The organism is Sanguibacter sp. Z6_81, assembly GCF_057180625.1.
Genome location: NZ_JBXUFV010000005.1, coordinates 34,561 through 57,189, shown reverse-complemented (window position 1 = coordinate 57,189; position 22,629 = coordinate 34,561). Strand labels below are relative to the sequence as shown.

The 22,629-nt window shown below is 71.7% G+C and carries 16 protein-coding genes; 3 read left to right on the top strand and 13 right to left on the bottom strand.

All coding sequences use genetic code 11. The annotated features are described in order from the left end of the window. Nucleotides 1-3 precede the first annotated feature (3 nt). The 5 genes from AC2AXK_RS12930 to AC2AXK_RS12910 all read right to left on the bottom strand — a co-directional run bounded on the left by AC2AXK_RS12930 (nt 4) and on the right by AC2AXK_RS12910 (nt 5,650). Entirely contained in the window at nt 4-1,473 is a 1,470-nt protein-coding gene (locus AC2AXK_RS12930) for a GH1 family beta-glucosidase (protein WP_484345800.1), read from the bottom strand. Then, entirely contained in the window at nt 1,470-2,381 is a 912-nt protein-coding gene (locus AC2AXK_RS12925) for a carbohydrate ABC transporter permease (protein ID WP_484345799.1), read from the bottom strand. Before AC2AXK_RS12925 ends, AC2AXK_RS12930 begins: the two co-directional genes overlap by 4 nt. Beyond that, complete coding sequence (locus AC2AXK_RS12920) at nt 2,378-3,391, bottom strand: carbohydrate ABC transporter permease (RefSeq protein WP_484345798.1); 1,014 nt, start codon at nt 3,389-3,391, stop codon at nt 2,378-2,380. Before AC2AXK_RS12920 ends, AC2AXK_RS12925 begins: the two co-directional genes overlap by 4 nt. A gap of 132 nt (nt 3,392-3,523) precedes the next feature. Continuing rightward, nucleotides 3,524-4,840 carry an ABC transporter substrate-binding protein gene (locus tag AC2AXK_RS12915; RefSeq protein ID WP_484345797.1) on the bottom strand — a complete coding sequence of 439 codons (1,317 nt, stop codon included), beginning with the start codon at nt 4,838-4,840 and terminating at the stop codon, nt 3,524-3,526. Between the two features lie 294 nt (nt 4,841-5,134). Further along, nucleotides 5,135-5,650, bottom strand: a complete 516-nt coding sequence (locus AC2AXK_RS12910) for a DUF2505 domain-containing protein (protein WP_484345796.1) — start codon at nt 5,648-5,650, stop codon at nt 5,135-5,137. 86 nt (nt 5,651-5,736) lie between these two features. Here AC2AXK_RS12910 and AC2AXK_RS12905 point away from each other — a divergent pair, with 86 nt between their 5' ends. After that, nucleotides 5,737-7,194, top strand: a complete 1,458-nt coding sequence (locus AC2AXK_RS12905) for a sensor histidine kinase (protein ID WP_484345930.1) — start codon at nt 5,737-5,739, stop codon at nt 7,192-7,194. 102 nt (nt 7,195-7,296) lie between these two features. Here AC2AXK_RS12905 and AC2AXK_RS12900 read toward each other — a convergent pair whose 3' ends face one another. Further along, nucleotides 7,297-7,545 carry a WhiB family transcriptional regulator gene (locus tag AC2AXK_RS12900; protein WP_484345795.1) on the bottom strand — a complete coding sequence of 83 codons (249 nt, stop codon included), beginning with the start codon at nt 7,543-7,545 and terminating at the stop codon, nt 7,297-7,299. Between the two features lie 354 nt (nt 7,546-7,899). Between AC2AXK_RS12900 and AC2AXK_RS12895 the strand changes: the two genes are divergently transcribed. Then, nucleotides 7,900-8,364: a hypothetical protein gene (locus AC2AXK_RS12895; RefSeq protein WP_484345794.1), complete on the top strand. Its 465-nt coding sequence runs from the start codon at nt 7,900-7,902 to the stop codon at nt 8,362-8,364. Between the two features lie 21 nt (nt 8,365-8,385). On the opposite strand, the gene AC2AXK_RS12890 is transcribed toward AC2AXK_RS12895, so the two are convergent. From AC2AXK_RS12890 to AC2AXK_RS12860, 7 genes are all read right to left on the bottom strand, one after another. Next, nucleotides 8,386-12,501, bottom strand: coding sequence for an FtsK/SpoIIIE domain-containing protein (locus AC2AXK_RS12890; RefSeq protein WP_484345793.1), 4,116 nt, complete (start codon nt 12,499-12,501; stop codon nt 8,386-8,388). Between the two features lie 101 nt (nt 12,502-12,602). Further along, nucleotides 12,603-15,167 (bottom strand): ABC transporter permease, encoded by a 2,565-nt coding sequence (locus tag AC2AXK_RS12885; protein ID WP_484345792.1) that lies wholly within the window; start codon nt 15,165-15,167, stop codon nt 12,603-12,605. Then, the gene (locus AC2AXK_RS12880) at nt 15,167-15,994 is read right to left on the bottom strand and encodes an ABC transporter ATP-binding protein (RefSeq protein WP_484345791.1); all 828 of its coding nucleotides are present in this window, start codon (nt 15,992-15,994) and stop codon (nt 15,167-15,169) included. Before AC2AXK_RS12880 ends, AC2AXK_RS12885 begins: the two co-directional genes overlap by 1 nt. Before the next feature lie 193 nt (nt 15,995-16,187). Continuing rightward, nucleotides 16,188-18,752 carry an ABC transporter permease gene (locus tag AC2AXK_RS12875; protein ID WP_484345790.1) on the bottom strand — a complete coding sequence of 855 codons (2,565 nt, stop codon included), beginning with the start codon at nt 18,750-18,752 and terminating at the stop codon, nt 16,188-16,190. Then, nucleotides 18,749-19,567, bottom strand: coding sequence for an ABC transporter ATP-binding protein (locus tag AC2AXK_RS12870; RefSeq protein WP_484345789.1), 819 nt, complete (start codon nt 19,565-19,567; stop codon nt 18,749-18,751). Before AC2AXK_RS12870 ends, AC2AXK_RS12875 begins: the two co-directional genes overlap by 4 nt. Nucleotides 19,568-19,767: 200 nt before the next feature. After that, a complete protein-coding gene (locus AC2AXK_RS12865) occupies nt 19,768-20,502 on the bottom strand; it encodes a response regulator (protein WP_484345788.1) in 735 nt (244 codons plus the stop codon). Between the two features lie 10 nt (nt 20,503-20,512). Continuing rightward, nucleotides 20,513-21,781 carry a sensor histidine kinase gene (locus AC2AXK_RS12860; protein ID WP_484345787.1) on the bottom strand — a complete coding sequence of 423 codons (1,269 nt, stop codon included), beginning with the start codon at nt 21,779-21,781 and terminating at the stop codon, nt 20,513-20,515. A 106-nt stretch (nt 21,782-21,887) separates the two neighbouring features. Between AC2AXK_RS12860 and AC2AXK_RS12855 the strand changes: the two genes are divergently transcribed. Beyond that, complete coding sequence (locus tag AC2AXK_RS12855; RefSeq protein WP_484345786.1) at nt 21,888-22,571, top strand: response regulator transcription factor; 684 nt, start codon at nt 21,888-21,890, stop codon at nt 22,569-22,571. Nucleotides 22,572-22,629: the final 58 nt, after the last annotated feature.

Below are 22,629 nucleotides of genomic sequence, written 5' to 3'. Positions count from 1 at the left end.
AGGTCAGCCGGACACGACGGAGCGAGCTGCGAGCGTGTTGCTCGCCGCCACCTGGGAGTACCAGGCGCCGCTCGCCTTGACGATCCGCTCCTGCGTCTCGTAGTCCACCCGCACGATACCGAAACGCTTGTGGTAACCCCACGCCCACTCGAAGTTGTCCAGGAGGGACCAGGCGAAGTACCCGCGGACGTCCGCTCCCTGGTCGATGGCGTCGTGCACCGCGCGCAGGTGCACGTCGTAGAACTCGAGCCGGTCCTGGTCGTCGACGAAGCCGTCCGCGTCCGCGACGTCATCGTAGGCGCATCCGTTCTCCGTCACGTACAGGCGGACACCACGGGGACCCGTGTAGTCAGCCTGCAGGCGCAGCAGCAGCCGGGTGAGGCCCTCCGGCTGCACCTCCCAGTCCATGTCCGTGACGGGCAGGCCGCGCGGGTGGGTGTAGACGCCGTCGGCGGCCGGGTAGGGCGAGGATGTCGCGCGGGGGACCGGCGCACTTCCGTGCAGCGACGACGACGGGGGTGTCGTGCTGACCGCCTCCCCGTGGTAGTAGTTCACGCCGAGCGCGTCGATCGGAGACGAGATGATCTCGAGGTCACCGTCCTGGACGAGCGCAAGGAAACCCTCGGCAAGACCCTGCGCGTCCAGGTCCTCGATGAGGTCCGCCGGGTAGGAGCCCGTGAGGATGGGGTCCGTGAACACCCGGTTGAACTGCGCGTCGATGCGGCGGGCCGCGTCCACGTCGTCCGGGTTCTGGGCGTCGACCGGGTCGGCGACCGTGAAGTTCAGCGTGATCCCGAGGTCGGCGCCCGCGTCGCGGGAGCGCAGCTCCTGGATCGCCAGACCGTGCCCGAGCATGAGGTGGTGCGCCGCAGCGAGGCCGTCCGGCCGCGACTGCCGCCCCGGCGCGTGAGCGCCCGCCGTGTAGCTGAGGAACGACGAGCACCACGGCTCGTTGAGCGTCGTCCACACGCCGACCCGGTCACCCAGGGCGTCGTGGACCGTCGCTGCGTACTCCTGGAAGAGGTAGGCGGTGTCCCGGTTGGTCCACCCGCCCTTGTCCTCGAGCGCCTGCGGGAGGTCCCAGTGGTACAGCGTGAGCCAGGGAAGGATGTCCTTCTCCAGCAGCGAGTCCACGAGCCGCGAGTAGAAGTCCAGACCTGTGTGGTTGATGCCGGCGGCCCCGCTGACGCCGTCCGGCCGGATCCTCGACCAGGAGGTCGAGAAGCGGTAGGCGCCGACGTTGAGGCTCTGCATGAGGGCGACGTCGTCCGCGTACCGGGTGTAGTGGTCGCAGGCGACCTCCCCGTCGTGACCGTCGAGGACCGCCCCGGGCACCTTGCAGAAGGTGTCCCAGATGGAGTCGCGCCGCCCGTCGACGTGACCGGCGCCCTCGATCTGGAACGCGGCCGTGGCCGCGCCCCAGAGGAAGCCGTCGGGGAAGACGAGGGATCCGTGTGCGTTGTCGGAACTCATCCCTTGACAGCTCCTTGCATGATTCCTGCGACGAGCTGCTTGCCGGCAAGCACGAAGAGCAGGATGAGCGGGAGGGTCGTCAGCAGGACGGCGGCCATGATGAGCGAGTAGTCCGACCGGAACCCGCCGCGCAGCAGCGAGACGACCATCGGGAGGGTCGGATTCTGCCCGTTGAGGATGATGAACGGCCAGAAGAAGGCCGTCCAGCTCCCGACGAACGTGAAGAGCGCGAGCATCGCTGCGGCGGGACGTGCCGCTGGCAGGGCGATGTGCCAGAAGGTGCGGATCATCGACGCGCCGTCGACCCGGGCCGCCTCGATGAGCTCGTAGGGGAGTGCTCCCTCGAGGTACTGCGTCATCCAGAACACGCCGAATGCGGTGACCATCCCGGGCACGATGACGGCGATGATCTTGCCGGACCAGCCGATCTCCGACATGACGATGAAGAGCGGGACGATGCCGAGCTGGGTGGGGATCGCCATCGTCGCGATGACGAAGACGAGCAGGGGCCGCCGACCGCGGAACCGGAGCTTGGCGAACGAGTAGCCCGCGAGCGTGGAGAACAGGACGACGGAGAGCGACTGCAGCGTCGAGATGATGAGCGAGTTGAAGAACCCCTTCCACAAGGGAAGGTTCGAGTCGAAGACCCGGCTGAAGTTCTCCAGCAGGTGCCCGCCCGGTATGACGTCCGGGATCGGGTGCACGGAGATCTCGGCCTGGGTCGAGGACCCCAGGAGGAACGTGTAGTAGATCGGGTACGCGGAGATGAGGACGACGACGGTGAGGATCACGTAGGTGACCCAGCCCGGGCGGCGGTTGGGTCCGGCGCCCGGGAGCTTGCGGCGTCTGGCGACGCTGCGGGCGGCACCCTTGCCAGCGGTCTGGGCGATGACGGGGATGGAGCTCATCGCGTCCTCCGGTTGCTCGAGAGGCCCTTGCGCTTCTTCGCCGGGGCGCTGCCTGATGAAGCGATCTTGCTGCTGATCGCGAAGTTGATGATGCCGATGACGATGATGATGACGAAGAGGATCCAGGCGACGGCGGCTGCCTTTCCGAAGCTCCTCTGGTTGCCCCAGCCGAGCTCGTAGAGGTACATCGTGATCGTCATGTACTGACGGTTCGCGCCGCCCTGTCCGCTCACGTCGAACAGACGGGCCTCGTCGAAGATCTGGAGCCCACCGATCGTGGCGGTGATGACGATGAAGATGATGGTCGGGCGCAGCTGCGGGACCGTCACGGACAAGAACTGCCGTACGCGGCCCGCGCCGTCGATGATCGCGGCCTCGTAGAGCTCTGAGGGGATCGCCTGCATGGCGGCGAGGAAGATGAGGGTGTTGTACCCGGTCCACCGGAAGTTGACCATCGACGCGATCGCGAGGTGGCTCGGGAACGCCTGCGCCTGCCACTTCACGGGCCCGATGCCGAAGATCTCGAGCAGCGCGTTGATGGCGCCGGAGTCCTCGGCGAACAGGCGGCCGAAGATGAGGCCGACGGCCACGGGAGCCACGACGTAGGGCAGCAGCACAGCCATACGCCAGAAGGTCCTGGCGCGGATGTTGGCGTTGAGGAGCGCGGCCAGCAGCAGTGCTGTGATGACCTGGGGTACTGAGGAGAGCAGGAAGATCGAGAAGGTGTTGCGCAGGCCCTTCCAGAAGTTCGGCTGGTCGAAGACCGCGAGGTAGTTGTCGAAGCCGACGAACTCCCCCTGTCCGCTCAGGAGCTTCCATTCGTGCACCGACACGTAGGCGGTGTAGATCAGCGGGAACAGCCCCGTGATGGCGAACAGGATGAAGAAGGGCGAGATGTAGAGGTACGGGGAGAGTTTGACATCCCATTTGCCGCGGTTCTGCGAGAACGCGATGCGCCGAGGCGTGCGGTCCGCATCACGAGAGGACTTCGGTGGGGACAGGACGGCCATGAGGTTCCTTCGGAGATGCGCGGGGGCGCTCGGTGGGCGATGGCGTGACGCAGCGGGCGCCGTCGGGAATCAGGTGATCCCGGCGGCGCCCGCTACATGGTCTTCAGGCGGACGAGCTCAGGAGGCCTGATCTCAGGAGCTGAAGCCCAGGTCCGCGTACCCGGCAACGGCCTGGTCCCAGGCAGTGGCAGGGTCCTGCTCGCCCAGGACGTCGACGCGGAGCAGGGCGTCGGTGACGAGCGAGTTGATGGCGAAGTACGCCTGGCCCTTGTAGGGGGTCTCGAGGTCGTTGACCGCCTTCGCGCGCTCGACGAAGATCGCGCCAGCGGGCGCGTCGTTGAAGAACGTGTTGACGAAGTCGGCGACCGCCGGGTCCTCCCACGCGTCGACCTGGCTCGGGAAGTTGCCGTGGGCCTGGAAGTGGCGTGTCTGCTGCTCGGGGGCCGTCAGCCACAGGGCCAGCTTGCGGGCCTCCTCGACGTTCTCGCCGCCGGACGGGACCGTGAGGAAGGACCCACCCCAGTTGCCACCGCCGCCGGGGAAGACGTCAGCGATGTCCCAGCCGTCGATGGTGGGAGCGAGCTCGGTCTGGATGGAGCCGGTGAACCACGGCGGGCAGAGCGTCGTCGCGAAGCCGTTGTTCGCGAAGCCGTTCTTCCAGTCGTCGCCCCACTGCTCGTAGCCCGCTGACAGCTCGGGCGCGACCTCGAGGATCGAGTCGTACATCGCCTTGATCTCGGTGTTGTTCTCGAGCGGCTTCGGCTCGCCCGTCTCCGGGTCTTCGTACGGTGCCCCGATCTGGCCGATCATGGCCTGGTGCACGGCGACCACGGAGTCGAACCACGCAGCGTCGCTGGCGGCTGTGAACGTCTTTCCGGCCGCGAAGTAGTCGTCCCAGGTGGCGTCCTCGCCGCCCAGCAGCTCTGCGACCGCCTCACGGTCGGTCGGCAGGCCGGCAGCCTCGAAGAGGTCGGCGCGGTAGCAGACCGCGAGCGGGCCGGTGTCGGTGCCCAGGCCGATGTGCTTGCCGTCCTCCGTCTTGCCCTGCGCGTCGGTGTGCTTCATGTAGCGTCCGTCGACCTCGCCCGAGAAGTCCTCGAAGCCGTCAGCGATCTCGCTCATCTCCGGCATCCAGTCGACCTCGATGGCTTCGATGTCAGCCAGGCCGGAACCGCCTCCGGCGATACGCGTCGTGAGGTTGGTGCGGGCATCATCGGTCGTCGCGGCCTTGTTGTGGACGACCTTGATGCCGGGGTTGGCTTCCTCGTACTCCTTGAGGATCTCGTCCGTGTAGCCGAACTCGTTGAACGTCGAGATCGTCAGGGTGATCTCGCCGTCGTCGCCGCCGCCGTTGTCGTCGTCGCTGGAGCACCCTGCGAGGGCCAGGGTGAAGAGGGAAGCGCCAGCGACGGCTGCTGTCAGCCGTCGCGTACGGGTGGTACGGATCATTTCGAGGACTCCTTTGTCAACGCTCGCGGCGACGCCGCTGGTGTTCTGGCCGGGAAGAACGCGAGCGGGCACGGAAGCGAGTCCGCTCGTTTCGCACGTGCAGCCTGCCCAAGACATTCTGGGAGCGCTCCCATGCGTTGCCATGATCCTGAGGGGGAGCGCTCCCACGTGTCAAGGGCGGCGTTCAGGAGGATTCCTGCAAGCGTTGCAGAAAACGCATCTCCGCAGGTAGAACGACTGGGCTGAGCCGGATGTTGCGCAATTGTTACCGCGGTGAGCGGTGACGGTGCTTCGTCAGTCGCGCGGGCCGCTGCGCCGCAGCCATTCGAGCGCAGCGTCCTGCTCGTCGGCGAGGGTCTGCCGGACGGCCTCGGCCGCCGCTGCCTCGACGGCAGCGCCGAACACGGGGACCGAGGACCGGACGTCACCGGAGTACGTCATGACGCAGCCCCCGTCCACGGCGGAGCACCGCACGGACCCGGTCATCCGGACCGGAGCCCCGGTGATCTCGAGGGAGACCGTGCCGAACCGGCTGCCATCGCGCCCTTCTCGCGGCTCCGCCCACGCGGACGTGTGGCGGAGCTCGAGCTCGCGGCCGACGAAGGGCCGCACCTGCGCGGGGATCTGGTCGCTCGGCAGGCTCCGTCGCACGGCCGACGTGTAGCTGCCGTCCGGCCCGGCGGTGACGTCCAGCTGCAGGAGGCGGGAACCGGCGCGCTCGGCCGTGAACCGGATGAACTCCGCGTCGTTGACGAGCCGGACCGCCTCGTCCGTACCGACCGGGAAGTGCACGTCGATGCTCATGTCCATCAGGTTCTCCTCCAAGGATCCGCTCGTGGAGCGTACCGAACGTCGGTGCCGGGTCGAGCGCGCGTAGGCTCACGCGTGTGTCGACGATGAGTGATCTGGTGATGAAGCACGGCAGCCTCGCGCCTGCCGACGTCGAGTGGCTCCACCTGCTGGTCGGGGACTGGCAGGTGATCTCCGACCTGGCGTTCGCGGACCTCGTCCTGTGGCTGCCTACCTCGGACGGTGGGTTCATCGCGGTGTCGCAGTGCCGCCCGAGCACGGGCGCGACGGTCCACTACGACGACATCGTCGGCACCTTCGCGCCGGAAGGACTGCGACCGCAGCTCGAGCGGGCCATGGTGGAGGAGCGCACGCAGAAGTCGCGCGAGCCCCGATGGTTCGGGACGTATGCGGTCCGCGAGGAAGCGGTCCCGGTCGCGCACGGCGGACGGACGATCGCGGTCGTCGCGCGTCAGACGAACCTCGGCAGCGGCCGGACGCCGAGCCGGCTCGAGCTCAACTACGTGGAGGCCGCGGACGACCTCATGGCGATGGTGGCGTGCGGCGACTTCCCGTACCCCGACTCCGCGACCGGCCCCCGGCGGGGAGCGCCGCGTGTCGGTGACGGGTTCATCCGCATGAACTCCGAGGGCGAGGTTCTCTACGCGAGCCCGAACGCCCTGAGCTGCTTCCACCGCCTCGGGGTGATCGGTGCCCTCGTCGGCGAGTCCCTCATCGAGGTGACGGCGGAACTCATCGAGCACAAGATGCCCGTCGACGAGTCCATGCCGCTCGTCGTCATGGGACGGGCGCCGTGGCGGACCGAGATCGAGTCGCGCGGGGTCTGCCTGTCCGCCCGCGCTGTCCCGCTCACCGACCGTGGTCAACGGATCGGTGCCGTGCTCCTGTGCCGCGACGTCTCCGAGCTCCGGCGGCGCGAGCGCGAGCTCATCACCAAGGACGCGACGATCCGCGAGATCCACCACCGTGTGAAGAACAACCTGCAGACCGTCGCGGCGCTCCTGCGCCTGCAAGCACGTCGGATGACGGTACCGGAGGCCAAGGAGGCGCTCGAAGAGGCGATGCGTCGGGTCGCGACGATCGCGCTCGTCCACGACAGCCTGTCGCAGACGCTCGACGAGGAGGTCGAGTTCGACGACATGGTGGGACGTGCGTTGCGGTTGGCAGCGGACGTGGCGGCGGCCGGGGTGAGCGTCCGGACGGTGGCGAGCGGGTCGTTCGGGATGGTCCCTGCTCAGGACGCGACGGCGCTCGCCCTCGTCCTCACCGAGCTCGTGACGAACGCTGTCGAGCACGGCCTGAGCGAGGCGGGTGGTGGCACCGTCGAGATCCGTGCCCAGCGCGACGGTACGGCGCTGCACGTGACGGTGACCGACGACGGGGTGGGCCTGCCCGACGGCCACGGGCCCGCGGGTGGCCTCGGGACCCAGATCGTCCGGACGCTCGTGACGAACGAGCTGCAGGGATCGATCGAGTGGGGACCGGGGGAGTCGGGCGGCACCGTGGTGTCTGTGTCGATGGTCCTGCGGGGGGTCGCGGGCTGAGGCCTCCGGCGACCGGAGCTGCATGCCACGACGACGCAAGGCCCGGTCCGTGGGACCGGGCCTTGCGTCGTCGTGCAGCCACCCCGCACGGGTGGCAGGAGCTCAGTTGGCCCGGCGGGCGCGTGCTGTGCGGCGCTTGAGCGCGCGGCGCTCGTCCTCGGACAGTCCGCCCCAGACGCCAGCGTCCTGGCCGGACTCGATCGCCCACTTGAGGCACGTGTCGACCACGGGGCAGCGTCGGCAGATCGCCTTGGCCTCGTCGATCTGCAGGATGGCAGGACCGGTGTTGCCGATGGGGAAGAACAGCTCGGGGTCTTCGTCGAGGCATGCTGCGCGGTGACGCCAGTCCATGTCATCTCCTAGGCAGGGGAGGGTCACCGAGAAAAAAGGTGGGTGACCCGAACGGGTGGGGCAGGTGTGACTGCTGGTAACCAGTTCACACCCCAACGACGGGGGGCACAAGGGTTACCAGGAGGTTTCCTCCGAGTGACCCGTGAGGTGTTCGTCACATTGTGACGTAGCCGTCAGGTGCATCGCCGTCGCCGTCGCGGCCGGGCACGTGCCGCGGGCCGCGGAATCTGGCGGAAATATCTTAGCGGTTGTCCTGCGCGTCCCGCAGGAGCATCGCTGTCGCTGACGATCACCTTCCCGCGCCGCGGTTATTGTCCTCCTCCGCGGCCGACGTCGGTTATGGTCGAGACCACTATGCCTAACGACGTGCCCTCCGACCCGTCGGCGTCGTCACGGGGTGCCGCTGTGCGCCGGTGGCTCGCCGCGCCCCGTCCTCCCGTCGTGTCGTTCACGAGCGTCGGCCTCGGCGCCGAGGCCCTCGCGCTGGTCGTGATCACCGCCCTCGGTCTGCTGAGCCTCCTGGACACGGAGGCGAGCGACGTGGCCGTCACGGCTGTCCTGGCGCTGTGCACCGGCGCGGCCGCGTGGTTCCTGCTCGTGTGCGCCGGGGCGCTCGGCTCGGGACGTGCGTGGGTGCGTGGTCCCGCCGTGACCGTCCAGCTTCTGGCGCTCCTCGTGGCGTACACCCTCTTCGGCGCTGAGCAGACGGTCGCGGCCGTCGCCATCGCTGTCCTCGCTGGTCTCACGCTCGTCGGGCTGCTCACCCCCGGGGTCGCCCGGTTCATCGGACGTGACGCGCGACCCTTCGACGAGGACTGACGGGGCCGCGTCGCAGCTCCGTCAGCCGTGCGCGGCCCGTGCCACCTGGATGAGCTCCGCGTCGCGTCCCACGACGAGCACGCCTCGTCCCGGGGCGCGCACGTCCGGTTCCACGAGCCATCCGAGCTCCGTGCCGAAGATCTCCGCGCTGCCGGGTGAGCCAGGCTGCAGCAGGATCCCGCAGCGCCCGGCCCGCAGGTCCGCGAGCGGACCGCGGAACGCTGACGAGGCCGCGGTCGTCGTCGCCGATGCGACGAGCCGCACGTCGAGGTCGGTCAGGCGTGCGCGCAACGTCTCGACAGCGACGGGGTGCAGCTGACCGAGCACGTCAAGGTCGTCGACGACGACCACGAGTCCCGAGCGGTGCCGCTGGCGACCCTGGGCTGCGCCGCACACCGCCTCGACGAAGGCGGGGACGGTGGTGGCGGAGAAGCGCGGGAGGAGGTGCACGCCCGCCCAGGCGTCAACCGTCGCAGCGAGCGCTGGGTCGCGCGTGGCGACGGCCACGAGGGTGCCACGCTGGTGGGCGTCCGTGGCGATGTGGCGGATCGCGGTGGTCCGACCCGAGCCGTGCGGACCGCAGACGAGCACGTCGCGGTCGCGGGGTGGCCCCGACGCCTGCGCACCGTCCCCGCCGAGTCCCACGACGATCTTCGCCGGGTGGGCGAGCACGGCGTCCGGTGGGACGTCGCGAGGCACGGGCAGGATCGTCGTCGGTGACCGAGGGGCGGCGCGGACCGGCCTGTCGTTGCGCATCAGGTTACGGGGGTCGCCACGGGCTGCGTCCGGGCCCGGCCGGGACGACGGGTCCTCCCGTGCCACCTGGCACGCGGCAGGAGGGAACGTTCCGGAGAGCAGCACCCCGCGCCCCGGGACCCCACCCCGGCCAGCGAGAGCGCTCGGGATCCCGAGGAAGAGGTCGTCGTGCTTGTCCCGCCCGGACAGGAGAACGCGGTGCGTGAGGAGAGCCGACACGCCCGAGGGGGGCGCCGCGCTCGCCGCGACGGCGAACGCCGTCCGCGCTGCGCCCTGACGGAGTGCGGACACGAGCACGTCGGCACCCGCACCGCGCAGCAGGGCGCCGAGGCTCCGCTGGACCTCCTCGAGCCCGTCCACGACGACGAGGTGCTGCCCCGCAGCGCCCGCCAGGACGGAGAGCAGCCGCGCGATCCTGCGGGGATCCCCGGGCCCGACGATCGTCCCCACGCCGTCCGTGCCCGCCGTCCGGCCCTCGTGCAGCGCGGACGTACCCACGAGGTGCACGGTCATCCCGGCTGCGACCCCGGCACGCGCGACCGTCCGCAGGGCTGTGCTCCGGCCCGTGCCGGCTCGGCCGAGCACGAGCAGGTGACCCGACGCGCAGTTCCACGTCAACGCCCGCTGGCGCTGCCGCTCAGGCTCGTCGACGAGCCCGAGCGTCAGCGTGGTCGCGGCTCCGGAGCCCGCTGGGGTTACCGGGACGTCGGACAGCCGCAGGTCGTCCGGGAGCGCGGGCGTCCACGGGACCCGGGGTCGTGGTGCGCCGGCCTCCCGCGCCGCGGCGCCGATCGCCGCGACGAGGGCGGCGACGGTGCCGAGCTTCTCCGCACCGGCTCCGCTCCCACCAGCGGTCGCGGCGCGCCACGCGGCCGTCGGCGGGGCGAGCCAGCCGGGCGCGGGCCAGGCACCGGGGAGAGTCCCGGACGGCGGACCTGCCGCGTAGGCGGTCTGCACCAGCTCAGGCGTGTCGAGCCCCCGCCGCAGGTATGCCCGCCCGGGCAGGCCAGCGGGTATGTGGGCCGCGCCCGGCATGCCGACGACGTCTGTGGAGTCGGACTCGTCCGCGACGCGCAGCGCGACCCGCAGGGAGATGTTCGCCCGCATGTCCGCCGTGATCGCGCCGCTCGGGCGCTGCGTCGCCAGGACGAGGTGGATGCCCAGGGACCGTCCCTGGGCAGCGATGCGGACCAGGCCGGGGATGAAGTCCGGCTGGTCGTCGGCCATGGCGCGGAACTCGTCGACGACGATGAGCAGCCGGGGGAGGTTCTCCGTCCGAGCGCTCGCGGACCGGCCTCGGTACTCCTCGAGGTCGGTCGCGCCGACGGCGCGAAAGAGGTGCTCGCGTCGGCGGAGCTCTGCCCGCAGGCCCGTGAGCGCGCGCCCGGCCGCACCGGGGTCGAGGTCGGTCACCTGGCCGACGACGTGGGGGAGTGCGGCGCACGCACCGAAGCTGGCGCCGCCCTTGTAGTCGACGAGCGCGATCGCCAGCTCGTCGGGCGGGTGGCCGAGCGCGAGGCCGAGGACGAGGGTCTGGAGGAGCTCCGACTTGCCGGCGCCCGTCGTTCCCGCGACGAGCGCGTGCGGTCCGTCGTCGACGAGGTCGATGGTCACCGGTCCGCTGGCCCCGGTCCCGATCGTCGTGCGCAGCCCGCCCTGTCGCGGGGCACGCCAGGCGGCGCCGGGTTCCGCTGCGGACGGAGTGTCCGCCAGGGCGACGGTGTCGGGCAGGGACGGGTGGCCGTCCTCGGTCACCGCGCCGGGAGTCGACGCTGAGCCCTCGCGCGTCGGTGCGACGTGCGTCCACCGGCCGCGGCGCACGACGTCGCCGACCCGGCGCGCGTACGTGTCGAGCCAGCGAGGGGACACTCCGTCGAAGGCCGAGCGTCTCGGTACTCCGTCGGGCCCGGTCAGGACCGTGCCGTGCTCGCCGACGACGGCGCGGGACGGGCACCAGGAGGGGACGGGGTCGCCAGGCTCGGCGACGACGAGGAGCGCGGCCCGTTCGCCGTGCGCCGCGTGCCAGGCGCCGAGGCGGGCGGCGAGGTCGGGCGACACCGGCGCGTCCACGACGAGCACCGTCCGGCGGGCCGGTGACCTGTCCGGCGCTGGCAGCGGTGCATGCGTGAGCCGGCCCCGGGAGCCCGGCAACCACCGTGCCCATGTCCAGTCGTCCGTCCGGTCGGCCGCGACGACGACGTGGATGTCGTGGGCGCGACCCGTGGCGTGCAGCGTCACGACCATCCGGCCTGCGAGCGCGAGGGTGCAGGCCCGTGTCCCACCGATCCAGACGCAGTCGTCCGCCAGGTCCCGGGCGGGAGCCGGTATGTCCAGCCCGTGCCGACCCGGGGGTGCGTGGGGGGAGCCCCGCAGCCCAGGGTGTCCGGTCGACCGGGCGCGAGCAGCGAGCGCGACGCCCGTGAGCAGGTCCGCGGGGTGGGGCGCTGTGCTCGCCCCCGGTGAGGGCGTGCCACCCGCCCGGGCGAGGGGGGCGGACGGCGAACGTCGCAGCATGCCCGGCACCTGGCGTCGGTGCGCGACGCGTCGGACGACCAGGGGCGCGAGGACCATGAGCGGGCCCATGACGGCCATGACGAGGAACAGGGGATTGCGCAGCACGACCGCGAGGACGATCCCGGTCACGCCCGGCAGGATCGCCGTCACGATGGTCGTCGTCCCGCCCACCGCGGTGTCGCGTGCCGTCGCACCCGTCGACGCCTCCGGTGCGGCGTGCTCCGCGAGCAGCGCGGCGAGCGAGACCCGCGCGGGGTCGGGGCGCGGGCGGAGCTCGAGCGCCGTGCGCACCCCGTGCGGACCGACGACCTGGACGCGGGCCCCCTCACGCCAGCGGTGCCAGCGCCGGACGCGGTGGGGCGTCCCGGCGGCCCGGCGTCGCGACCGTACGAGGCGGTACCCGGAGGCGGCGCGGACGCGTACCGACGTCCGGCCGTCCCGGTGGCGGCGTGCGCGGACCACGAGGCCGCCGACGGCCGCCTCCTGCTCACTGACGGCCCGGAGCTCCCCGGTACGAGAACCGGTGAGGACGGCGACGTGGGCATCGGCCGCGAGAGCAGCACCGACCCGGTCGGCCGGGCACGCGACGCCGCGCAGCGTCGCGCCCGCGACGAGCGGTGGTTGCCCGACGACGTGCTCCTCGTCGAGCCGCACGTCATCGACGTAGAGGGCAGCCGTCGCGAGCTCCGGTCTCCCGGTGCACCGGGCCAGCGCGGGACGCAGTGCTGCCAGGGGACGCCCCTGCAGCAGGTGGACGTCCTGGCCGGGGTGGATCGTCACCGGGACACCGGCCGCAGGGTCGGGCGCGCTGCGGGGACCGCCGGGCGCGCTGCGGGGACCGCCGGATCCGGTCGTGGGGTGGGGCACGCGCCCGATCCTCGGTCGCCGGTGGCTCCGGGGAGGGGGGACGGCACGGGGTCTGTGGACGAGCGGCGTCTGTCCACAGGCCCGGCGCCCTCAGCTCCGCGCTACTCGACGGCCAGCGCCTCCACCGGGGAGGTCCGTGCCGCCGCACGGGCCGGCAGGACCGATGCGAGCAACCCGGCCGCGAGAGCGATCCCGGCGACGAGGAGAAGGTCCGTCCACGGCACCTCGAGGCGCACGTCGCCGACCACCCCGAGGACCACCGTCGAGCCCACCCAGCCGTACACGAGACCGAGGAGGATCCCGAGCACTGCTCCGACGCCGGCGATGACCATGCCCTCGATCGCGAGGGTGCGACGCAGCTGGCGGCGGCTCAGCCCGATCGCCCGGAGCGTCGCGGACTCACGACGGCGCTCGAGGACGGAGAGCGAGAGCGTGTTCGCCACGCCGATGAGGGCGATGAGCACGGCGACCCCCAGCAGACCGAGGATCACCCCGAGGATCCCGTCGATGAGGTTGTCCATCTCGACCCGCTCGAGCGCGGGACCGGTGACGTAGACCTGGCGCTCGGCCATCGCGTCCCGGATGTCGCTGATGACGGCTGCTGCGTCGTCGGGGTCGCTCAGGCGGATCCACGCGTCGGTGACGGTGGCGTCCGGAGCGAGCGCGGCGAACACCTGCGGGGTGACGAGGATCGCCCACCCCGGCATGTCGCTCAGCACCGGATCGAGGTGCACCTCTCCGCCGGACAGCGTCGACAGGACGACCGGCTCGTCAGCGCCGATGCCGAAGTCGGCCGCGGCGCCCGCGGCGACGAGGACCGTGCTGGGCCCGAGACCGGCGACGTACGCGCTGTTGCGGGACGCCACGGACGCGTCGGCAGCGCTCACCGCCTGGACCTGCACGAACGTCCGCTCGGACGTGCCCTGCCCGAGCTCGACCTCGTGGGACTGCACCGGGATGACGGCGTCGAGCCCGTCGACCGCCTGGAGGTCCCGGACGATCTCTGGGGTGAGGCCGGGATCTCCACGCTCGTCCCCGAGGCTCGTGACAGTGATGTCGAACGGGTACTGGGCATCGAGCGCGTCGTCGAGGGAGCTGCGTGCCGTCGCTGCGCCGACGGACATCATCGCCACGAGCGTCACGCCGATGAGCAGCGCCGTGCTCGTCGCAGCTGTCCGCCGCGGGTTGCGGCTCGTGTTCGCGGCGGCGAGTCGAGCGGCCGGGCCAGCAGCGGCGACGAGCCGACCCACGGCGGAGACGACCTTCGGCACCCAGAGCACCGCGCTCAGCAGGATGCCCACGAACGACGCGGCGCCACCGAGCACGGCGGCGACGAGGCCGATCTCGACCTGGTTCTGCTGGGCGAGCACGAGGCCGAGTGCCATGAGGGCCACCCCGCCGACGACGAGGAGCGCGGCCAGGACGAGCCTGACCCGACCCGTGCTCGTGTCCACGCCGGGTGTGTCCGCCGGTCGCAGGGCTGCCAGGGGGGCGACACGCGTCGCGGCGCGTGCAGGGACGAGGCTCGCGGTGACCGTGACGACGGTCCCGACGACCAGCGGCCAGACGATCGCCGGGAGGGAGAGCGACGGGGCGTCGGGGAGCGGGACGCTGAGGTCGACGTCGCGCAGGGCGAGGAGCGCGCCCAGCACGATCATCGAGCCGAGCACGATGCCCACGACGGAGGACGCGAGCCCGAGGAGCGTCGCCTCGAGCACGACCGACCGGCGCAGCTGGCGCTTGCCCGCACCCACGCACCGCAGGAGGGCGAGCGCCCGGGTCCGCTGGGCCACGAGCACCTGGAAGGTGTTGGAGATGACGAGCGCGGCGACGAGCAGCGCGATCGCCGCGAACGCGAGGATCGAGTAGGTCAGGACGTCCTGACCACCGGTCCGGGCCGAGAGGCTGGCGCTCGCCGCGTCGTCCCTGGTCCGGACCTCGTACTCCGGTGGGAGCGCCGCGCCGATGTCAGCGATGGCCGTCTCGACGTCGGCGCCGTCCTGCGTGCGCACGAGCATGCCCTCGTAGCCGGGCGGCCCGCCCCCGCCGAGCACGAGCTGTGCCTCGAACGTCGCGTCGGTGACCACTGCGGAGCCTCCGGCGACGAGAAATGCGCCGTTCGGGTCGTCCACGTGGCCGACGAGCGTCATGGTCGTGTCGGTCGGGACCCAGGTCTCGTCGACCTCGGACCAGAAGCCGCTCTCGTGGGTGAGGGTGTCACCGATCTCGATGCGCAGGCGCTCGGCGGTGTCCCGCGGTAGCGCGATCTCGTCGTCGGCTGACGGGAAGCGTCCGTCACCGACGACCAACGGTTGCAGGCTCGGGTCGGAACGCACCGGGTTCACCGTCTGGTAGACGGTGCGTGGTCCTACGCGCAGGTCGACGCCGGCACGGGCGAGGCCGTCGGCGGCGACCACGGATCCCAGAGCCCGGACCTCCTCGATCATGTCTGTGTCGATCGGGGACCACTGCCAGGGGTCGCGCAGCTGGGCGACGACGGTCGCGTCCCCGAAGGACGCCGTCACGGAGTCGTACGTCGCGCGCTTGATGAGGTCGCCGGCCAGCAGCGTGGCCGCGACGAACGCGGTGCCGATCGCGATGGCGATGCCGGCGGCGGTGAGCCGCCCGATGCTGCGGCGCATCTGGGCGAGGGTGAGGCGCAGCATCAGTGCGTATCACGTGCCTCGGTCGTCACGGCGGCGGTGGTCTCGAAGGTGCGCAGGGCGTCGAGTCCGGCGAGGACGGACTCGGGGGTGGGGTTGGCGATGTCGCCGGCGATGCGTCCGTCGGCGATGAGGACGACGCGGTCGGCGTAGGCGGCGGCTGCGGGGTCGTGGGTGACCATGATGATGGTGCGGCCGAGCTCGCGGACGGAGCGTCGCAGGAAGCTGAGGACCTCGGCGCCGGAGCGGGAGTCGAGGTTGCCGGTGGGTTCGTCGGCGAAGACGACCTCGGGGCGGGCGATGAGGGCGCGGGCGATGGCGACGCGTTGTTGTTGGCCGCCGGAGAGCTCGGCGGGGCGGTGGTGGAGGCGTTCGGTGAGGCCGAGGGTGCTCACGAGGGTCTGGAGCCAGGTGCGGGCGGTGTCGTCGATCTTCGTGCCGGCGAGGGTCAGGGGCAGGAGGATGTTCTGCTCGGCGGTGAACATGGGCAGGAGGTTGAAGGACTGGAAGACGAATCCGACGCGGTCGCGGCGCAGGGTGGTCAGGGCGTCGTCGTCGAGGCCGGTGACGTCGGTGTCGCCGATGAAGGCGTGGCCGGAGGTGGCGGTGTCGAGGCCGGCGAGCAGGTGCATGAGGGTGGACTTGCCGGAGCCGGAGGGGCCCATGATCGCGGTGAACTGGCCGGCGGCGAAGTCGACGTCGACGCCGTCGAGAGCGCACACGGTGCCTTCGCCCGTGCCGTAGCTCTTCGTCAGGGCCCGGGCGCGCACGGCGGGGCTCGACGAGGCCAGGGGAGCGGGGGACGGGCTCTGGTAGACGGTGGTGTCCACGGTGTCTCCAACGGGGGATCGGGTCGGCCGCTGCGCCGGGGCAGGGCTCGGGGGTGGTGCGTCGGAGGGTGACGGATCGCCCTCCGACGCACCGGCAACGCTATCGAGGTGCCGCGGTCCTGGCGTCGGGCCGCAGGTGGGTCCTGGGTGTGGCGGGGTCATCCCCCGGGGGGAGCCCCGGGGGACGTACCGGCTACTCCACGGCGAGCGCCTCGACGGGCGAGGTCCGAGCGGCCTTGCGGGCGGGCAGGACCGATGCGGCGAGCCCGGCCACGAGCGCGACGCCCATGACGACGAGCAGCGTCATCCAGGGCACCGTGAGCTGCACGGCTGCGGTTCCGGAGAGGATCACCCAGGAGCCTGCCGCGCCGTACGCGAACCCGAGCAGCACCCCGGCGAGGGCACCGACGCCGGCGATGACCATGCCCTCGATCGCGAGGGTGGTGCGCAGCTGTCGCCGGCTCAGGCCGATCGCCCGCAGCGTGGCGGACTCCCGTCGCCGCTCGATGACGGAGAGCGACAGCGTGTTCGCGACCCCGACGAGGGCGATGAGGACGGCGACGGCCAGCAGGCCGAAGATGCCCGCGAGGATCCCGTCGATGAGCTGGCTCGTCGACATCCGCTCGAGCACGGGCCCGTACGCGGAGACGGGACGGTCGTCGAGCGCGTCACGGACCCCCGAGACCACGGCCTCGGGGTCCGCGGCGTCGTCGATGCGCAGCCACACGGCACCCGTCATGGCGGCGGGGTCGAGGTCGAGCATCACGTCGGGCGTGATGAGGACGGCGTTGACCGGCAGGTCGGCGACGACCACGTCGAGCGTGACCTCTCCGGCGGGCGTCGTGAGGACGAGCGGTCCGTCGACCGCGACGTCCCAGTACTCCACGAGGGCGTCCGAGACCACCGCGGTGTCCGGTGCGAGGCCCGCGGCGTACCCCGTGTCCCGCGAGACCGCGGCGGCGTCGTCGGGCGAGATCGCGTACACGGCGACCTCGACCGGCTCGGACGTCGTCGAGGGGGCCTGCGCGTCCGTCATCGGCAGAGCGACCGCCGTCTGGACGCCCTCGACCGGGCGGACCGTCCGGACGACGTCGGGGCTCAGTCCGCTGATCGAGCCCGAGCTGTCGACGCCGGTGCTCTCCAGGGTGATGTCGAACGGGTACGTGGAGTCGAGAGCACCGTTGAGGGATGTGCGAGCCGTCGCGCCGCCCACGGCCATCATCGCCACGAGCGTGACGCCGATGAGCAGGGCGCTCGTCGTCGCCGCGGTGCGGCGAGGGTTGCGTGTCGTGTTGGCTGCCGCAAGGCCGGCGCTCGCGCTGGCGGGAGCGATGACCCGTCCCACGACGGCGACGACCTTGGGAACCCAGAGGGACGCACCGACGAGGATGCCGACGAAGGAGACCGCGCCACCGAGGACGGCGGTGACCATCCCCGTCTCGACGTCGCCACCCAGTCCGAGCACGAGGCCGAGCGCGAGGAGCGCACCGCCACCGAGGACGAGGAGCGAGGTGAGTACCGCCCGGGCCCGTCCGGACCTGGTGCCCGCCGGGGCGTCCGTGGGACGCAGTGCCGCGAGGGGCGCGACGCGCGTCGCCGCGCGTGCCGGGACGAGACCCGCGAGGACGGTGACGCCCGTCCCGACCGCGAGGGGCCACAGGACTGCCGGGAGGGACACGGTCATCGAGTCGGGGAGCGGGATCGTGAGGTCCGCTCCGCGCAGGACGAGGAGCGCACCCTGGACGAGCGCTGCCCCGAGGACGATCCCCACGGCGGACGCGAGGACGCCGAGGAGCGTGGCCTCGAGGACGACCGACCGGCGCAGCTGTCGCTTCGACGCGCCGACGCACCGCAGGAGTGCCAGGGCGCGGGTGCGCTGGGCGACGAGGACCTGGAAGGTGTTGGAGATGACGAGCGCGGCGACGAGCAGCGCGACGGCGGCGAACGCGAGGATCGAGTACGTGATCGTGTCCTGACCACCGGTGAGCCGGGCGGCTGCCTCGCGTGCCACGTCCGCCTTCGTGTCGACCGTGTACGTCGTGGGCAGGACGTCGGTGAGGGCCGCGGTGACCGCCCGCTCGTCGGCACCCGGGTCGAGGGCCACGAGGATCTCCCCGTAGATCTGAGGGCTCCCGGCCTGCGCGAGGAGGCGGTCCTCGAGCAGCTGGTTCGTCACGACGCCCGCGCCACCCAGCTGGAGGAAGGCGTGCCCCGGATCCTCGACGAGGCCGACGAGCGTCAGCGGGGTGACCACGGGGGCGGGGACCTCTGCGCCCTCGGCCGCGGGCCACGTGCGCTCGTCGACCGTCTGGCCGATCGTCACACCGAGCCGCTCGGCCACCTCGGCGGGGAGGGCGATCTCGTCGTCCGTCGCCGGCAGCCGCCCCTCCGCCACCTCGAGGGGCTGCAGGCGGGGGTCGGAGCCCGTGCCGATGATGACGGGGTGGGCCATGCTCTCGCCGACCTGGAGCTCGAGGCCCAGGAGGGCGGAACCGTCGGCGCCGTCGACACCGTCGACGGCGCTCGCGCCCGCGACGTCCGACGGCGTGAGCGCCTCGGCGTCCCACGGGTCCGTGGGCTGGACGACGAGCGAGGCGTCGGCGTACTGCGCCGTCACGGAGTCGTACGTCGCCTGGGTGAGCAGGTTGCCGACGAGGAGGGTCGCGGTGACGAAGGCGGTGCTGATGACGATGGCGATGCCCGCGGCGGAGAGCCTTCCGGCGCTGCGTCGCATCTGCGCGAGGGTGAGGCGGATCATGAGTGGGCCTCGGTCGTCTCGGCGGTGGTCTCGAAGGTGCGCAGGGCGTCGAGTCCGGCGAGGACGGACTCGGGGGTGGGGTTGGCGATGTCGCCGGCGATGCGTCCGTCGGCGATGAGGACGACGCGGTCGGCGTAGGCGGCGGCTGCGGGGTCGTGGGTGACCATGATGATGGTGCGGCCGAGCTCGCGGACGGAGCGTCGCAGGAAGCTGAGGACCTCGGCGCCGGAGCGGGAGTCGAGGTTGCCGGTGGGTTCGTCGGCGAAGACGACCTCGGGGCGGGCGATGAGGGCGCGGGCGATGGCGACGCGTTGTTGTTGGCCGCCGGAGAGCTCGGCGGGGCGGTGGTGGAGGCGTTCGGTGAGGCCGAGGGTGCTCACGAGGGTCTGGAGCCAGGTGCGGGCGGTGTCGTCGATCTTCGTGCCGGCGAGGGTCAGGGGCAGGAGGATGTTCTGCTCGGCGGTGAACATGGGCAGGAGGTTGAAGGACTGGAAGACGAATCCGACGCGGTCGCGGCGCAGGGTGGTCAGGGCGTCGTCGTCGAGGCCGGTGACGTCGGTGTCGCCGATGAAGGCGTGGCCGGAGGTGGCGGTGTCGAGGCCGGCGAGCAGGTGCATGAGGGTGGACTTGCCGGAGCCGGAGGGGCCCATGATCGCGGTGAACTGGCCGGCGGCGAAGTCGACGTCGACGCCGTCGAGAGCGCACACGGTGCCTTCGCCCGTGCCGTAGCTCTTCGTCAGGGCCCGGGCGCGCACGGCGGGGCTCGACGAGGCCAGGGGAGCGGGGGACGGGCTCTGGTAGACGGTGGTGTCCATGCGGGATCTCCAAGCGGGTGCTCTGGTGGCCGGCCGTCGCGCGGTGCGCTCGGCTGACCCAGGTCGTGCGCCCGGACGGGGAAGGGTCGTCCTGGGGGCGCAGCATCCACGCTAGAGAGATCGTCGGTGCGTGACGTCGGGCGGGAGGGGGGTCCGGTTCGCGGGGTGTCATCCCCCGGGGGGAGCGCGCCCGCGAGGGGTCACTCCCCTGGGCGGACGAGGCCCGTCTCGTACGCGGTGACCACGGCCTGGACACGGTCGCGTGCCCCGAGCTTGGACAGGATGCGGCCGACGTGCGTCTTCACCGTGGCCTCGGCGACGAAGAGGTCGCTCGCGATCTCCTGGTTCGCGCGCCCGCGGGCCATGAGGACGAGCACCTCTCGTTCGCGCTCGGTGAGGCTGTCCACCGCGCTCGCCTGCCCGGAGTCCGCGAGCTGCTCGGCGGGCAGGGGTGTGACGAGACGGTCGAGCAGGCGGCGGGTCGTCGACGGTGCGATGACCGCGTCGCCGGAGTGCACGGTGCGGATCGCCCCGAGCATCTCCTCCGGTGGTGCGTCCTTGAGCAGGAATCCGCTCGCGCCCGCCCGGATGGCCTCGAGCGCGTACTCGTCGAGGTCGAACGTCGTGAGCACGATGACGTGCGGGACGACGTCCGACGAGCTGTCCGCCCAGGCGGCCGTGAGCTGTGCGGTGGCCGCCAGCCCGTCGAGGTGGGGCATCCGGATGTCCATGAGCACGACGTCGACGGGGTGGTCGGTGAGCAGCCGGACAGCCTGCGCGCCGTCGCCCGCCTCGAGGACGACCTCGAGGTCCGGCTGGGAGTCGATGACCATCCGGAACCCGGCCCGCAGCAGCTGCTGGTCGTCGACGATCGCCACCCGGATGTGCGGGGACGCACCGTCCTCGGTCGTGGCGAAGGACGTGGGACCGGGCATGGGACAGCTCCTAGGGACGGGGTTCGGGCAGCGGGAGGACAAGCATCACACGGAAGCCGCCACCGGGACGGGGCCCCGCGGTCACGGTCCCGGCGAACATCGCGGCGCGTTCCTGCATCCCCAGCAGACCCTGTCCGGCGCCGTCGCCGCCCGCCGCGGCGCCGCGGCCGTCGTCGTCGACCTGGAGCGTCACGCTCGTCCGCTCCCACGTGAGCAGGACCGTGACGTGGGGGTCAGGGCCTGCGTGCTTGAGGACGTTCGTCAGTGCTTCCTGGCAGATGCGGTAGAGCGTGAGGCCCGTACCGGGCGGGAGGGTGCGCGCGGTCCCCATGCGGACGAGGGAGACGTTGACGTTCGACGCGCGGACCTGCGCGACGAGGGTCTCGAGGTCGGCGGCGGCGGGCTGCGGGGTGAGGTCGGCCACGACAGGCACGGAGCCCGTCGCCGTGGGCTCCGACGAGCCGGCTTCCGGATCGGTCCGCAGCACGCCGAGGAGGCGCCGCATGTCGCCGAGGGCGGCGCGGCCGGTCTCGGCGATCGTTCCCAGGGTCCTCGCGGCCGCCTCCGGCTCGCTCGTCGCGATGTACCGCCCACCGTCGGCCTGGGCGATCATCACCGAGAGCGAGTGCGCGACGATGTCATGCATCTCGCGGGCGATGCGGGCGCGTTCCGCCGCGGTCGCGATCTTCGCCTGCTGGTCACGCTCGACCTCGAGCCGCTGCGCGCGGTCGCGCAGCGCATGGATCGTCTGCCGGCGTGCGCGGAGCACGAGCCCGAACGCCCAGGCCGCCAGCATGACCGGCCCCACGAGGAACAGCGTGAAGACCGACAGGGCGATCGTGTCGATCGCGCTGACGGGGTCGGTCATCGCGATGAAGGCTCCGAGCGTCGCGCACCCGAGGAGTCCGGTGACGACCGCGGTCCGGTGCGCCCAGGCGGGCCCGTGGACGGTGACCGAGAACAGGGCGACGACGACGAGGAGGTCTGCGGGAAGGATGATCGGCACGCCGAGGAGCTGGTGGAGCAGGACGGCGGAGTACACGAGTGCCACGGACAGCACCGGCCGGGACCGGCGGAGCGCGAGGGGGAGCGCGACGAGCAGCGAGGCGCCGAGGACCCACTCCGAGCTGACGCGGGGGAACGAGTAGGACTGAGAGAGGACGTCCTGCACGAACACGGAGATCGGGACGACGACGAGCACGAGGAGCGCGGTGCCCACGCGGTCGACGAGCGCCCGGTGGTCGTCGAACCACCGCGCCAGCCTGTCGTACCAGTTCATGGGCCCCAGCGTAGGGACCGCGCGGGCGCGCTCGCGTCAGCCCGGGGAGGGACTCGCGGGGTGGTTCGATGACCCCGTGGGGGGATCCATGACCTAGCATGAGGAAATGACCCACGTACTTCTGGCAGAAGACGACCCGGCGATTGCCGAACCTTTAGCGCGTGCGCTCTCCCGTGAGGGTTACCAGGTCGTCGTGCAAGGAACGGGTCAAGGTGCGATCGACAACGCTCCTGGCGCCGACCTTGTCGTGCTCGACCTCGGCCTCCCCGACATGGACGGGCTCGAGGTGGCGCGCGCCATCCGCGGCCTCGGCCTCACCGTGCCGGTCCTCGTCCTCACTGCGCGGGCCGACGAGGTCGACCTCGTCGTGGGGCTCGACGCCGGCGCGGACGACTACGTGACGAAGCCGTTCAGGCTCGCGGAGCTGCTCGCACGCGTCCGGGCGCTGCTGCGCCGGACGCACGGTGACCCCAACGACGTCGAGGAGCTCCACGCGCAGGACGTCACGGTCGACGTCGCGGCGCACCGCGCATTCCAGGGTGAGCGGGAGCTGCACCTGACGACCAAGGAGTTCGAGCTGCTGCGCGTGCTCGTCCAGGGTGCCGGCACGGTCGTCGTGCGTGACACGCTCATGCGCGAGGTGTGGGGCTCGGAGCCCATCGGCTCGACCAAGACGCTCGACATGCACGTGTCCTGGTTGCGTCGCAAGCTCGGTGACGACGCGAACGCCCCCCGCTACATCTCGACGGTGCGCGGGCTCGGCTTCCGGTTCGAGTCCGGGGAACACTGACGTCCCTGCCGTGCCGGCTGTGCCCCTCGTCGGGAGCACGGCAGGCCTCGGCGTGACC

Bases quoted from the DNA above. Each gene is read 5' to 3' on its own strand.
- AC2AXK_RS12900 (WP_484345795.1), bottom strand. From the start codon at position 7,545: ATGGACTGGCGTCACCGCGCAGCATGCCTCGACGAAGACCCCGAGCTG.
- AC2AXK_RS12905 (WP_484345930.1), top strand. From the start codon at position 5,737: ATGAGTGATCTGGTGATGAAGCACGGCAGCCTCGCGCCTGCCGACGTC.
- AC2AXK_RS12855 (WP_484345786.1), top strand. From the start codon at position 21,888: ATGACCCACGTACTTCTGGCAGAAGACGACCCGGCGATTGCCGAACCT.
- AC2AXK_RS12910 (WP_484345796.1), bottom strand. From the start codon at position 5,650: ATGGACATGAGCATCGACGTGCACTTCCCGGTCGGTACGGACGAGGCG.
- AC2AXK_RS12915 (WP_484345797.1), bottom strand. From the start codon at position 4,840: ATGATCCGTACCACCCGTACGCGACGGCTGACAGCAGCCGTCGCTGGC.
- AC2AXK_RS12885 (WP_484345792.1), bottom strand. From the start codon at position 15,167: ATGCTGCGCCTCACCCTCGCCCAGATGCGCCGCAGCATCGGGCGGCTC.
- AC2AXK_RS12870 (WP_484345789.1), bottom strand. From the start codon at position 19,567: ATGGACACCACCGTCTACCAGAGCCCGTCCCCCGCTCCCCTGGCCTCG.
- AC2AXK_RS12860 (WP_484345787.1), bottom strand. From the start codon at position 21,781: ATGAACTGGTACGACAGGCTGGCGCGGTGGTTCGACGACCACCGGGCG.
- AC2AXK_RS12895 (WP_484345794.1), top strand. From the start codon at position 7,900: ATGCCTAACGACGTGCCCTCCGACCCGTCGGCGTCGTCACGGGGTGCC.
- AC2AXK_RS12875 (WP_484345790.1), bottom strand. From the start codon at position 18,752: ATGATCCGCCTCACCCTCGCGCAGATGCGACGCAGCGCCGGAAGGCTC.
- AC2AXK_RS12920 (WP_484345798.1), bottom strand. From the start codon at position 3,391: ATGGCCGTCCTGTCCCCACCGAAGTCCTCTCGTGATGCGGACCGCACG.
- AC2AXK_RS12925 (WP_484345799.1), bottom strand. From the start codon at position 2,381: ATGAGCTCCATCCCCGTCATCGCCCAGACCGCTGGCAAGGGTGCCGCC.
- AC2AXK_RS12930 (WP_484345800.1), bottom strand. From the start codon at position 1,473: ATGAGTTCCGACAACGCACACGGATCCCTCGTCTTCCCCGACGGCTTC.
- AC2AXK_RS12865 (WP_484345788.1), bottom strand. From the start codon at position 20,502: ATGCCCGGTCCCACGTCCTTCGCCACGACCGAGGACGGTGCGTCCCCG.